Origin of the sequence: Oryzomicrobium sp. (assembly GCF_036820405.1) — a bacterium.
Classification (GTDB): Bacteria; Pseudomonadota; Gammaproteobacteria; order Burkholderiales; family Rhodocyclaceae; genus Oryzomicrobium.
On sequence record NZ_DAISLS010000008.1, the window covers coordinates 92396 to 105350 of the forward strand.

Below are 12955 nucleotides of genomic sequence, written 5' to 3' on the forward strand. Positions count from 1 at the left end.
CGGATGTGCGGATCGGGAAAGGATCGGAAGGGGCGCTCAGGCGGCCTGGCGCTGCGGCACCGCGAACACCTTGGCGTCGCCGATGCGCAGGTCGGCGGCCACCATGCCGGTGCGCCCGTCCTCGAACTTGACCTGGGTTTCGATGTACTGGCTGGCGCGGCCGGCGTAGAAGGCCTCCACCAGCACCCCGTACTTTTCGGCGATGAAGCCGCGGCGCACCTTGCGGGTGCGGGTCAGCTCGTCGTCGTCCGGGTCCAGCTCCTTGTGCAGCACGAGGAAGCGGGCCACCTGGGAATCGGCCAGCATCGGGTCGTGGATCAGCTCCGCGTTCACCTTCTCGATGCACTCCTGGATCAGGGCGTACACCTCGGGCTTGGCCGCCAGGTCGGTGTAGCCGGCGTAGGCAATGCCGCGCTTCTCGGCCCAGTTGCCCACCGCCTCCATGTCGATGTTGATGAAGGCGCACACCTGGCCCCGGTTGTGGCCGAAGCACACCGCTTCCTTGATGTAGGGGAAGAACTTGAGCTTGTTCTCGATGTAGTTGGGGGCGAACATCGCGCCGTTGGCCAGCTTGCCCACGTCCTTGGCCCGGTCGATGATCTTCAGGTGGCCGTCCTCGTCGAAGAAGCCGGCGTCGCCGGTGAGGAAGTAGCCGTCGGCGTCGATCGACTCGGCGGTGGAATCGGGCCGCTTGTAGTACTCCTTGAGCAGCATCGGCCCCTTGACCAGGATCTCGCCCTTGTCGGAGATCTTCACTTCGACGAAGGGCCCGGGCTTGCCCACGGAATCGAGCTTGATCTCGCCGCTGGGCTGGAGGCAGACGTAGGCGCAGGTTTCGGTCTGGCCGTAGAACTGCTTGAGGTTGATGCCGATGGAGCGGTAGAAGCGGAACAGGTCCGGGCCGATCGCCGCGCCGGCGGTGTAGCCGACCCGGATGCGGCTCAGGCCGAGCACGTTCTTGAGCGGGCCGTAGACCAGCACGTTGCCCAAGGCGTAGAGCAGGCGGTCGCCGCCGCCCACCGGCTTGCCGTCCAGGATGTCGGCGCCGCAGCGCTTGGCCACGTCCATGAAGAAATGGAACATGCGGCGCTTGATCGCTCCGGCGTCCTCCATGCGGATCATCACCTGGGTGAGCAGGTTCTCGAAGATGCGCGGCGGGGCGAAGTAGTAGGTGGGCCCGATCTCGCGCAGGTCGGACATGACCGTGTCGGACGATTCGGGACAGTTGATGGTGAAGCCCGCCACCAGCGCCTGGGCATAGGAGAACAGGTGGTCGCCGACCCAGGCCATGGGCAGGTAGGAGAGCACTTCCTCGTCGGCGGTCAGCGCGTCGAACTGGCAGGCGCCCTTGGCGGCGCTGATGAAGGCGTGGTGGGTCTGGCAGACGCCCTTGGGCTTGCCGGTGGTGCCCGAGGTGTACAGCATCACCGCCGTGTCGTCGCTCCGCCCCTTGTCGATCTCGGCGGCGACCACCCCGGCGTGGGCGGCGTTGTACTCGCGGCCCAGGTCCATCGCCGCTTCGACGAAGTGCAGGTAGGGCTGGTCGTAGTGGCGCATGCCCCGGGGGTCGTCATAGACGATGTGGGCCAGGGCCGGCAGGCTGTCGCGGATCTCCAGCAGCTTGTCCACCTGCTCCTGGTTCTCGGCGAAGGCGAAGGTCACGCCCGCGTCCAGCAGGGCGAACTGCATCTCGGTGGCCACCGCGTCCTGATAAAGGGGCACGGGCACCGCGCCCAGGCACTGCACGGCCAGCATGGCCTGGTACAGGCGCGGCCGGTTGTCGCCGATGATGGCGACGTTGTCGCCGCGTTGCAGGCCCAGCTTAGCCAGGCCGCCGGCCAGGGCCACCACCTGTTCCCGGGCATCCTCCCAGGTCCAGGTCTGCCAGATGCCCAGGTCCTTTTCCCGCATGGCGGGCTGGTTGCCCCGGACCCGGGCATGGTGCATCAACAGTCGGGGAAAGGTGTCGAGCCCTTCCACTGCCTTGCTCGCCTTGTCAGGCATGGTCGTCTCCTCCGTTGCCACCTCACCGCGCCAGACCTCGCCGGGCGGTTGGAACAATTCGGGGGCGGGTGGGGCGGCTTGTCTGCCGCGCCGGCCGTTTTCGGTCTCACCCGCCGGTGTCGTTGCTGCCGGAAGCCTGTATCCGTGCCGGTCCTGCCTTGGGCCATGTTAGGCGCGGGGCCTGACACGGCACTTACGGCATAGTAAAACCATTTACCGAAACAGCTTCTGGGAACGCAGTCTAGTGACAAGTGGCGCCTATAATTGTCGTCTGGCTGACATTTGCGAAAAAAAATGCAAACGCTCAAAGAAGCAATCCGAGGTGCCGTCTGGGCGAGGGAACTGGACGAGGAAGCCCTGGCCCGCGTCGAGGCGGGCACCGTCGAACGCAAGATTCCCGCCGGCGGTTTCGTCTGCCATCGCGGCGAACCCACCGAGCACTGGATCGGCGTGGTGGAGGGGCTGGCCAAGATGAGCAGCCACTGGATCACCGGCAAGACCATGACCTTCACCGGCGTGCCCACCGGTGGCTGGTTCGGCGAGGGCTCCCTGCTCAAGCGCGAAATCCGCAAGTACGACGTGCTGGCCCTGCGCGAATCCCGGGTGGCCTACATGGGGGCGGGCACCTTCTACTGGCTGCTCGACCACAGCATTCCCTTCAACCGCTTTCTGCTCACCCAGCTCAACGAGCGCCTCGGCCAGTTCATCGGCATGGTGGAGTACGAGCGCATGCTCGACACCGATGCGCGCATCGCCCGCTGCATCGCCGCCCTGTTCAACCCGGTCCTGTACCCGGGCACCGGCGCCGAGCTGGGGATTTCCCAGGAAGAAATCGGCTACCTGGCCGGGGTTTCCCGGCAGCGGGTGAACCAGGGACTGAAGGTCCTGGAGGACGCGGGCCTGCTCTCCCTCAACTACGGCAAGGTCACCGTCCTCGACGTGGACGGCCTGCGCCGCTTCGGGCTCTGAAGCCCCCGGATCAGCCGGCCGGGCCGGCCACCTGGACCCGGTTGCGGCCTTCCGCCTTGGCGGCATAGAGGGCCTCGTCGGCGGCCTGGAAGAGGCGCCGCCAGGCCCCTTCCCCGGGCGGGCATTCGGCCACGCCGAAACTGCAGGTGACCGGCACCGCCAGCCCCTCCTCCACCGCCACCGGGCGGGACTCCACCGCTTGGCGCAGCTTTTCGGCCTTGGCCCGCAGGGTGGGCAGCCCGGGGCTGGGCTGGGCGAGGAAGGCGAATTCCTCGCCGCCGTAGCGCACCAGGATGTCCGAATCCCGGGTCAGGGCCTGGATGCGCCGCGCCACCTCCTGCAACACCCGGTCCCCGGCCAGGTGGCCGTGGGTGTCGTTGATGCGCTTGAAGTAGTCGATGTCGAACAGGATCAGCCCGGCCGGCGGCCCTTCGGCCTCGGGCAGGGACAGGTCCTCGCCGAACTGCTCCAGGGCGCGGCGGTTGAAGAGGCCGGTCAAGGCGTCGGTCTCGGCCTGACGGCGCAGCCGCTCGCTCAGCACCTGCCGTTCCCGGTCCCGGGCCAGGGCCTCGCGCTGGCGCAGGCGCAGCACGGCGATAGCCTCGAACAGGGCCGACATTTCCCGCCCGGGCGCCGGCGACGCCGGCACTTCCCGGGTATCGCCGGCGGCCAGGGCAATGATTTCCTCCCGGGCGCGCAGCAGCGGGCGGAACACCTGGCGGTCGGCACCGAGCAGCAGCACCAGCAGCACCACCAGGCTGACCAGCGCCGCCAGCAGGGACAGCAGCATCTCGTTGCGCGCCGCGTCCCGGGCCTCCACAGCCCGGGCCATAGTGAGAACGATGACCCGGTCGCGCAGGGTTTCCAGGGGGCGGAAGTCGGGCACGATGCGCTCGGTGAACTGGCCGGCGCTGAGCGGATAGGGCCGCCCCGCCATGCTCGCCTGCAGTACCTCGTCCACCAGCCCCAGGGCCGTGCCCAGGCGACGCCGCACCTGATCCAGGAGGCGCACCGCGCCGGCGTCGTGGAGCAGCACGTCCACGTGCTGATCGAGGGTCGTGCCGATCTGCTCGACCCGGCCGCGCAGACGGCTCACCGCATGGCGCTGCACGGGGTTGAGGGGCTGGGCGGTGATCAGGGCCGGCACCAGCTCGGAGCCGATGCGCCCGGCGTTCTCGCGCAAATCGCCCATCAGGCGGGCGATGATCACCGAGCCGGCCATGCGGCTGTCGTTGTCGATGACCCGGGCGCCGGTGGCGTTGACCACGGGGGCCAGGGCATCCACCACGGCGAACATGCCGCCGATGGCCTGGCGGATCTGCTCGGCACTGCGCTCGCGGCGCGACAGAGCGGCCACCCGGTCCACCTCGCGGCGGGCCTCCGTCAGTTGCTCGCGCAGCCGGGGCAGTGCCTCCAGGGCGGCGCGGCCGGCCTCGTCGCGGCCGTCGATGTTCTCGGCCAGATCCCGCGTCAGTTCGTTCAGGGCCAGGTCGGCGCTTTCCCGGTAAGTATGCAGGCGCGCCAGGTAGGCGCTGTCGGGATCGTTGCCGTCGCCCATGACACTGTTGGACGGTCCCCGCTCGGCGGAGATCAGGTTGGCGACCCGCAGGGCGGCGTGGAACACTTGGAGGCGTTCGAGGCTGCGGGCGTTACGGCGGTAATCCTGGAACGAGGGTGATACGACCTGGGCGGCCAGCGTCAGCGCCCCGAGCACGATCACCGCGGCTCCCAGGCGAAGCTTGCGGCTGAGCATTGCGAATCCGATTCCGGTATCCACCTCCCCGGGTGGTCTTGGCCCTGTGGGCTCTTCTTTGGCTAGGTGCATCTGTCTAATTTCGGGCGCCATTCTCCCTGAAAACCACTGCGTTCCCCTGACAAAAAAGAGCCCCCACACTCGCTCACTGCGCTTCGCTCGCGGCCCCCCAGGGGGCGTTTTTGTCTTGGGGCGGCCCGGCGATAAAAAAAACGGCCCCAGGGGGGCCGGGCGCCAGCGAGGCGCGGAGGGGTAGGTCGTCGGCGCGGCGCGCCGGAAAACCCGGCCCGCCGCCGCCACACCGTTCTACCGGAGGAAACTACTGTTTGAAGCCCAGGGCGGCGGATTCCTTGTAGATCGCCTCGATGGTGTCCTTGCCGACGCGGCCGGCCATTTCCTTGTGCACCGGCAGCAGGGCCTGGCGCCAGGCTTCCCGCTCCTTGTCGGTCAGGGTGATCACCTTGACCCGGCCGGACGCCTGGATCTTGCGCAGGGCCTCGTCGTTCTCCTGCTGGGCGATGGCGTTGGTGTACTTGGTGGCGTCCTTCATCGCGCCTTCGAGGATGGTGCGGATGTCGGGCGGTAGGCCGTCCCAGAACTTCTTGTTGGTGATCACCGCGTAACCGATGTAGCCGTGGTTGGACACGGTCATGTCCTTCTGCACCTCGTGGGTCTTCTGGGTCCAATAGTTGGACGGGGTGTTCTCGGTGCCGTCCACCACGCCGGTCTGCAAGGCCTGGTAAACCTCGGAGAAGGCCATCACCTGGGGCAGGGCGCCCAGGGCGCGCATCTGGGCCTCGAGGATTTTCGAGGACTGGATGCGCATCTTCAGGCCCTTGAAGTCCTTCACTTCGCGCAGGGGCCGGTTGGCGCTCATTTCCTTGAAGCCGTTGTCCCAGTAGGCCAAGCCGACGATGCCCTTGGGTTCGAGCTTCTTGAGCATGGCCTGGCCCACCGGGCCGTTGGTCACCCGGTCGAGCACCGCGGCGCTGGGGAAGATGAAGGGCAGGTCGAAGACCTCGAATTCCTTCACGCCCAGGGGGCCGAACTTGGACAGGGACGGGGCGAGCATCTGCACCGAGCCGAGTTGCAGGGCCTCGACCTCTTCCTTGTCCTTGTACAGCTGGCTGTTGGGGTACACCTCGACCTTGACCCGGCCGCCGGTACGCTCTTCGGCCAGTTGCTTGAAGCGCTCGGCCCCCTTGCCCTTGGGGGTGTCGGGCGCCACCACGTGGCTGAACTTGATGACGATCGGGTTGGCGGCGGTCTGGGCCAGGGCCACGGCGGGAAGCGCCGCGGCCAGGGCCAGGGTGACGGCGGTCTTGCGGATGGTGTTCAGTATCTTCATGGTCTCCTCCGTTTATGCACGGTTGTTTTAGGCTGGGTTGGGGTTGAGGGTGCTGCGGGAACAACAGGTGCTACTGGTTCTACTGGTGCTACTGGTACTGCGAAAAACTCAGGACGCCAGGGCGGCGGCGACGAGCAGGCGTTCGGCCCGGGCGATCACCGGGGCGTCGATCATGCGGCCGTCCACCACCGCGGCGCCGCCGCCGGCGGCCTCGGCCGCGGCGATCACCGCCTTGGCCCAGGCCACCTCGTCGGCGCTGGGGGTAAAGGCCTCGGTGACCGTGCCCACCTGGTTGGGGTGAATCAGCAGCAGGGCGCCGTAACCGTGGTTGCGCGCCCGGTTGGCGTAATAGGACAGAGCCTCGCCGTCGCCGATGGCGGTGAACACGCCGTCCACCGGCAGGGGCAGGCCGGCGCGGCGGCTGGCCAGAACAATCATGGCCCGGTAGGGAAGGAAGACCAGTTCCTCACGGTCGCTCTCGTCCGGGGTCAGGCTCAAATCCACCGCCAGGTCGAGCTTGCCGAACACCAGGCGGGTCGTGCCCGGGGCGGCGGCGATCTCGGCCAGGGCGTCCATGCCGCGGCCGGTCTCGACGATGGGCAGCACCGGCTTGCCGCTGACCCGGTGGCAGTGGCTCACCGCGTCGGCGGTCTCGGCCTTGGGCAGGAGCAGACCGGCCACCCCCGGGTGGCGGCAGGCGGCCAGGTCAGCCTCCATCCAGGCGGTGCCGGTGCCGTTGATGCGCACCACCACGGCGGCCTGGGGATTGGCGTCGAGCCAGGCGGTGAGCAGGCCCCGGGCGGTGTCCTTGTCGGCGGGGGCCACCGCGTCCTCCAGATCGACGATCACCACGTCGGTGCCGCTGGCCAGGGCCTTGGCGATGCGCTCGGGGCGCGAGGCGGGGACGAACAGGAAGGTGCGGGCGTCGGCCAGGGAAGTCTTGAGCATGGGGTTCTCCGGGTATCCAGGGGGTTAGACCACGCCCTTGGCGTGCAGGTCTGCGGCCCGCCCGGCAAAGCCCAGCTCGGCCAGGATGGCGTCGGTGTGGGCGCCCAGGGCGGGGATCGGGTCCATGCGCGCCGGACGGTCCGGGCCGGTTCCCGGGGGGTAGAGGGCAGGCAGCGGGCCCACCGGCGAGTCCACCGTGGTCCAGCGGCCCCGGGCCTTGAGCTGGGGGTGCTCCCACAGGTCGGCCATGGTGTTGACGTGGGCGTTGGCGATGTCCGCCGCGTCGAGCTTGGCGATCACCGCCTCGGCGCTGCTGCCGGCGAACTCGGCCACGATCAGGTCGTGCAGCTCGGTGCGGTGGGCGGTGCGGGCGGCGTTGTCCACGAAGCGCGGATCGGTCTTGAGGTCGGGGCGCTCCAGCACCTTGTCGCAGAAGGTGGCCCATTCGCGCTCGTTCTGCAGGCCGAGCATGACGGTACGGCCGTCGCCGGCCTTGAACGGGCCGTAGGGGTAGATGGTGGCGTGGGCGGCGCCGGAGCGGCGCGGCGGCTGCTGGCCCTTGTAGGCGTAGTAGAGGGGGAAGCTCATCCACTCCATCATGGTGTCGATCATCGCCACCTCGACGCGCCGCCCCCGGCCGGTGCGGGCCCGCTCCAGCAGGGCGGCGAGGATGCCCGAATAGGCGTACATGCCGGCGGCGATGTCGGCCACCGAGATGCCGGACTTCACTTCTTCTTCCGGGGTGCCGGTCACCGAGAGGAAGCCGCCCTCGCTCTGGATCAGCAGGTCGTAGGCCTTCTTCTCGGTGTACGGGCCGCCGTCGCCGTAGCCGGAGATATCGCAGACGATCAGGCCCGGATAGGTGGGCGAGAGGGCCTCGTAGGACAACCCCAGGCGGGCGGCGGCGCCCGGCGCCAGGTTCTGCACCAGCACGTCGGCCTTGGCCAGGATGGCTTCCAGGATGTCCCGGGCCTCGGGCTGCTTGAGGTCGAGGCAGAGGCTTTCCTTGGAGCGGTTCACCCAGACGAAATGGGAGGCCAGGCCATCGACGCGGCGGTCGTAGGCCCGGGCGAAATCGCCCACGCCGGGACGCTCGATCTTGATCACCCGGGCGCCCTGGTCGGCCAGGTGGCGGGTGGCCAGGGGCGCGGCGATGGCGTGCTCCAGGGAGACGACGGTGACGCCCTCGAGGGGCAGATTGGTTGCGGCGGTCATGGTCAATCCAGAAATACGGTGGAGCGGATCAGAACAGGGAAGCGAGGGAAGAGGCGTCGTGCAGGCCCCACACCCGGGCGATCAGGGCGTTGGCTTCGACCTCGCTGGCGGCGCCGGAGAAACGCGCCAGGCGGCGGGCCTTGTCCTCCAGCTCGGCACGGGAAAGCGGATTGCCCGGGTCGCCCTTGGGCTCGTCTAGGGCGCCGCGCAGGGTGCGGCCATCCACGGTGGTGACCTCGACCCGGCCCAGCCAGCGGCGCGGATAGGCGCCGTCCACTTCCGGGTCCAGCGCCATGCGCACCTTGGCGCGGAACTCGGCGACGCGAGGGTCGGTCAGGGCGTGGTCGCGGAATTCCTCCAGGCCGGCCTTGCCATGGACGGCGATCAGGCCGAGCACGGTGCCCATGGAAAACTTGGCCTGGTGCACCGTCACTGGCACGTCCACCGCGCCGAGCACGTCGATGGCGCCCTGGTGCACCCGGGCGGTGACGGCGGCGATGTCGGAGGCGGCCAGCCCCTCGCGCTGCATCAGGTCGAGCAGGGCGTCGGCGGCCGGGTGGGTGTGGCGGCACGACGAGTGGAACTTGAACGAGGTTTCCAGCAGGGCCCAGCGGCTACCCAGGCGATCCACCAGGCGGGCCGGGTCGGCGTCCGAGGACATGCCGGCGGCCAGGCCCTGGGCGCCTTCGAGAATGCGCCGGGCGCCGGTGACGCCGGACTTGGCCAGGTAGGCGACGGCCAGGCCGTTGGCGGCAGCGTGGGCGGTGTGCAGTTGCTTGGAATCGGCGGCGTCGCGCAGGAACTCCCACAGGCCGGCGGCCTGGGTGCCGGCGGAGCCCAGGGCGTTCACCATTTGGGCCGGGGTCAGGTCGAGCAGGCGGCCCACGGCCACGGCGGCGGCCAGGGTGCCGACGGTGGCGGTGGTGTGGAAGATGCGGTAGTGGGAGCGGCCAAGGAACTCGCCGATGCGGATGCCGGCCTCATAGCCGGCCACCGATGCGGCGATCAGCTCGGCGCCGCTCTTGCCCAGGTCCTGGGCCGCCGCCAGGGCGGCGGGAAAGACCACGGTGGCCGGGTGCAGCACCGAGCTGTTGTGCAGGTCGTCCTGCTCCACCAGGTGGGACGAGGCCGCATTCACCCAGGCGGCGAAGAAGGCCGAGCTGCGCGCGCGGCTGACCAGGATTTCCGCCGCCCCGCCGGCCGGGCCCATGGCCCGGGCGAAGCCCTCGAACTGGGGAATCGGATGCAGGCCCTTGGCGGCCAGGGCCGAGGCGGCCCAGTCGAGGAACAGTTCCTCGGTGCGGGCGACCACCGCCGGAGGCAGCTGGTCGTAGCGCAGGCCGGCAACGAATTCGGCCAGTTCTTGGGTGTAGGCGCGGGGAGCGGTCATGGCGTGTCCTCGGGTCTCGGGGTCAGAAGGAGCGGGGCAGACCCAGCAGGTGCTCGGCCACGTAGGACAGGATCAGGTTGGTGGAGATCGGCGCCACCTGGTACAGGCGGGTCTCGCGGAACTTGCGCTCGATGTCGTATTCGCAGGCGAAGCCGAAGCCGCCGTGGGTTTGCAGGCAGGCGTTGGCCGCCTCCCAGGAGGCCTTGGCGGCCAGGTGCTTGGCCATGTTGGCGGCGGGGCCGCAGGCCAGGCCGGCGTCGAACTGGGCACAGGCCCGGTAGCGCATCAGGTTGGCGGCCTCGATCTCCATGTGGGCCTCGGCCAGGGGGAACTGGACGCCCTGGTTCTTGCCGATGGGGCGACCGAACACCACCCGCTCGTTGGCGTACTTCACCGCCCGGTCCACGAACCAGTAGCCGTCGCCGATGCACTCGGCGGCGATCAGGGTGCGCTCGGCGTTGAGCCCGTCGAGGATGTACTTGAAGCCCTTGCCCTCTTCGCCGATCAGGTTCTCTTCCGGGATCTCCAGGTTGTCGAAGAACAGCTCGTTGGTCTCGTGGTTCACCATGTTGGGGATGGGACGCACGGTCAGGCCCTTGCCGATGGCCTCGCGCAGATCGACGAGGAAGATCGACATGCCCTCGGTCTTCTTGGCGCACTGGTCCCGGGGCGTGGTGCGGGCCAAGAGGATCATGTAGTCGGAGTGCTGGATGCGGCTGATCCACACCTTCTGGCCGTTCACCACGTAGCGGTCGCCCTGCTTCACGGCGGTGGTCTTGAGCTGGGTGGTGTCGGTGCCGGTGGTGGGCTCGGTCACGCCCATGGACTGGAGGCGCAGCTCGCCGCTGGCGATCTTGGGCAGCAGCATCTGCTTCTGGGCGTCGGAACCGTGGCGCAGCAGGGTGCCCATGTTGTACATCTGGCCGTGCACCGTGCCCGAGTTGCCGCCGCAACGGTTCACCTCTTCGAGCACCACCGAGGCCTCGGTCAGGCCCAGGCCGGAACCGCCGTACTCCTCGGGGATCATGGCGGCCAGCCAGCCGGCTTCGGTCAGGGCGTTGACGAATTCCTCGGGGAAGCCGCGGGCCTCGTCCACCTTGCGCCAGTACTCGTCCGGATAGTGGCTGCACAGGTCGCGCACCGCTTCGCGGATTTCCATGTGGGTTTCGTTGAGGTTGAAGTTGAGGAAGGGGGTCATCGGGGCGCTCATTTCGGTCATGTCGGCTGCCGCCTCTGGGCGGTCGGGATCTGTTGGGGTTGGGGTGTCGTCGTTATGCGTTGTTATGCGTCGTTACTCGTCGTTCTGGCCGGCAAGTCTTCGCTTACTCGGCAAACGTCACGTCGGCCTTCATCGTCAGCCGGCCGGCGCAGTCGGTCCACAGCTTGGCCTGGCCCGGGCCGGTGATCTCGCCGCAGACGTCGAAGGTCTGGTTGTCGTAGATCGGCCCCACGGCGCGGAAGGCGAAGCCGGTGACGCGCTTGCCCGGGTTGGCCTGCTGAAAGCCCTGCAACAGCAGGGTGGCGGTGAGGGGACCGTGCACCACCAGGCCGGGATAGCCCTCTTCCTGGGTGACGTAGGGGTAGTCGTAATGGATGCGGTGGCCGTTGAAGGTCAGGGCCGAGTAGCGGAACAGCAGCACGCTGTCGGGCTTGCACAGCTGGCGGAACTGGCCGGGGGCAGCGGCCGGGGCCACCTCGCCGCCCGGGGGCGTGCCCTTGGGGGCCGGGTTGCGGTAAACGATGTCGTGCTCTTCTTCCACCGCCAGGCCGTTGGCGCCGGAAATGGCGTGGTGCACGGTGACGAACACCAGGTCGCCGGCCTTGCCGCTCTTGCGCTCGGCGCGGATCAGGCGGGAGACGCGGGTGACGGCCTCGCCGACCATGAGGGGCTGGTGGAAGGTCAGGCGGCCGCCGGCCCACATGCGGTTGGGCAGCTCCACCGGAGGCAGGATGCCGCCGGCGGCGCCGCGGCGCGGGTGGCCGTCGGTGCCCAGTTCGGACTGGCGGGCGGCGGGGGTGAAATAGACCCAGTGCCACAGGGGCGGCAGCTCCCGCTCCGGCGCGGCGGGCCAGTCCAGGGTGGCGGCCAGGGCGATCACCTGGCGCGGGTCGATGCGATCCTCGCGGGTTTCGCTACGGCCGATCCAGTCGGCCAACGTGTCGGTGGCGGCGGTGCTCATCTTGTCTCCTCGGTCCTGCTGGCCCCGGTCCGGGGCGCGGTGTGGGACGCATCATCGCCGCCGCCCCCTGCCGCTACAATTCACCATTTCGAGAGCCTGCCTTCGGCATTGCCGAATCGCAGTGCAACATCGCCCGCTGCTTTCCGGATTCGCCATGCACTTCGACCTGACCGACCTGCGCCTGTTCATCCACGTCGCCGAGAGCAAGAGCCTGACGCGGGGCGCCGAGCGCAGCCACCTGTCCCTGCCCGCCGCCAGCGCCCGGGTCAAGGAACTGGAAAACCAGGCCGGGGTGCGCCTGCTCTACCGGGCGCCCCGGGGCGTGGCCCTGACCCCGGCGGGGCAGAGCCTGCTCCAGCACGCCCGCATCCTGCTCGCCCAGATCGAATACCTGAAGGGTGACCTGCAACGCTTCGGCGAAGGAGTCACCGGCCACATCCGGGTGTTCGCCAACACCACCGCGGTCACCGAATTCATGCCCGAGGTGCTGGCCACCTTCCTCAACGACCACCCCCAGGTGGACGTGGACCTGCAAGAGCGCCTCACCGGCGAGATCATCCGCGGCGTGCTCGACGGCACCACCGACCTGGGCATCGTCTCCGGCCCGATCGACGACGCCGGGCTGGAAAAGCACCACTTCTCCACCGACCGGCTGGTGCTGGCGTTGCCCCTGGGCCACCGCCTGGCCGGCGCCGGCAAGGTGCATTTCGCCGACACCCTGGAGGACGACTTCATCGGCCTGCACGAGGGCAGCACCTTGCAGACTTTCCTCAACCAGCTGATGCGCGACGTGAAGCGCCAGCTGCACATCCGCGTCCAGGTCAGCAACTTCGAATCCCTGTGCCGCATGGTGGAGGCCGGGGTGGGCATCGGCGTGGTGCCCGAATCGGCGGGCATCCGCCACAGCCGGACGATGAAGCTGGTGCTCAAGGAGCTGGACGAGCCCTGGGCCCTGCGCGAGCGCTACGTGCTGACCCGCCAGGGCGCCGCCCTGCCCAGCTTCACCCAGGCCCTGATCGACACCATCCTGCGCCTCAACCGGACCCTGGCCGCCCCCGGCGGCACAGCCCCGGCAGTCGCCAAGGCCAAGCCGCCGCGCCGCCCCAAGGCCGCCAAGGCCTGACCGGAAACCCAAGCGGGGCGCGGAC

The 12955-nt window shown here is 68.9% G+C and carries 10 protein-coding genes; 2 read left to right on the forward strand and 8 right to left on the reverse strand.

Translation table 11 applies throughout. From position 1 onward, the window contains the following. Positions 1–36: 36 nt before the first annotated feature. Positions 37–2004: an AMP-dependent synthetase/ligase gene (locus V7Z98_RS09100; protein ID WP_334157724.1), complete on the reverse strand. Its 1968-nt coding sequence runs from the start codon at positions 2002–2004 to the stop codon at positions 37–39. Between the two features lie 294 nt (positions 2005–2298). Between V7Z98_RS09100 and V7Z98_RS09105 the strand changes: the two genes are divergently transcribed. Then, positions 2299–2973, forward strand: a complete 675-nt coding sequence (locus V7Z98_RS09105; protein ID WP_293263498.1) for a Crp/Fnr family transcriptional regulator — start codon at positions 2299–2301, stop codon at positions 2971–2973. A gap of 10 nt (positions 2974–2983) precedes the next feature. Here V7Z98_RS09105 and V7Z98_RS09110 read toward each other — a convergent pair whose 3' ends face one another. The 7 genes from V7Z98_RS09110 to V7Z98_RS09140 form a co-directional block, all read right to left on the reverse strand. Further along, positions 2984–4726, reverse strand: a complete 1743-nt coding sequence (locus V7Z98_RS09110; RefSeq protein ID WP_334157725.1) for a GGDEF domain-containing protein — start codon at positions 4724–4726, stop codon at positions 2984–2986. 319 nt (positions 4727–5045) lie between these two features. After that, entirely contained in the window at positions 5046–6074 is a 1029-nt protein-coding gene (locus V7Z98_RS09115) for a TRAP transporter substrate-binding protein (protein ID WP_293263500.1), read from the reverse strand. 108 nt (positions 6075–6182) lie between these two features. Next, complete coding sequence (locus V7Z98_RS09120) at positions 6183–7022, reverse strand: HpcH/HpaI aldolase/citrate lyase family protein (RefSeq protein WP_334157726.1); 840 nt, start codon at positions 7020–7022, stop codon at positions 6183–6185. Positions 7023–7046: 24 nt separating this feature from the next. After that, a complete protein-coding gene (locus V7Z98_RS09125; RefSeq protein WP_334157727.1) occupies positions 7047–8237 on the reverse strand; it encodes a CaiB/BaiF CoA transferase family protein in 1191 nt (396 codons plus the stop codon). Positions 8238–8265: 28 nt separating this feature from the next. After that, on the reverse strand, positions 8266–9627 hold the full coding sequence (locus V7Z98_RS09130; protein ID WP_334157728.1) for an MmgE/PrpD family protein: 1362 nt from the start codon (positions 9625–9627) through the stop codon (positions 8266–8268). Between the two features lie 22 nt (positions 9628–9649). Continuing rightward, complete coding sequence (locus tag V7Z98_RS09135; protein ID WP_334157729.1) at positions 9650–10846, reverse strand: acyl-CoA dehydrogenase family protein; 1197 nt, start codon at positions 10844–10846, stop codon at positions 9650–9652. A gap of 103 nt (positions 10847–10949) precedes the next feature. Further along, the gene (locus V7Z98_RS09140; protein WP_293263508.1) at positions 10950–11807 is read right to left on the reverse strand and encodes an FAS1-like dehydratase domain-containing protein; all 858 of its coding nucleotides are present in this window, start codon (positions 11805–11807) and stop codon (positions 10950–10952) included. 154 nt (positions 11808–11961) lie between these two features. Between V7Z98_RS09140 and V7Z98_RS09145 the strand changes: the two genes are divergently transcribed. Next, positions 11962–12930 (forward strand): LysR family transcriptional regulator, encoded by a 969-nt coding sequence (locus V7Z98_RS09145; RefSeq protein WP_293263510.1) that lies wholly within the window; start codon positions 11962–11964, stop codon positions 12928–12930. Positions 12931–12955: the final 25 nt, after the last annotated feature.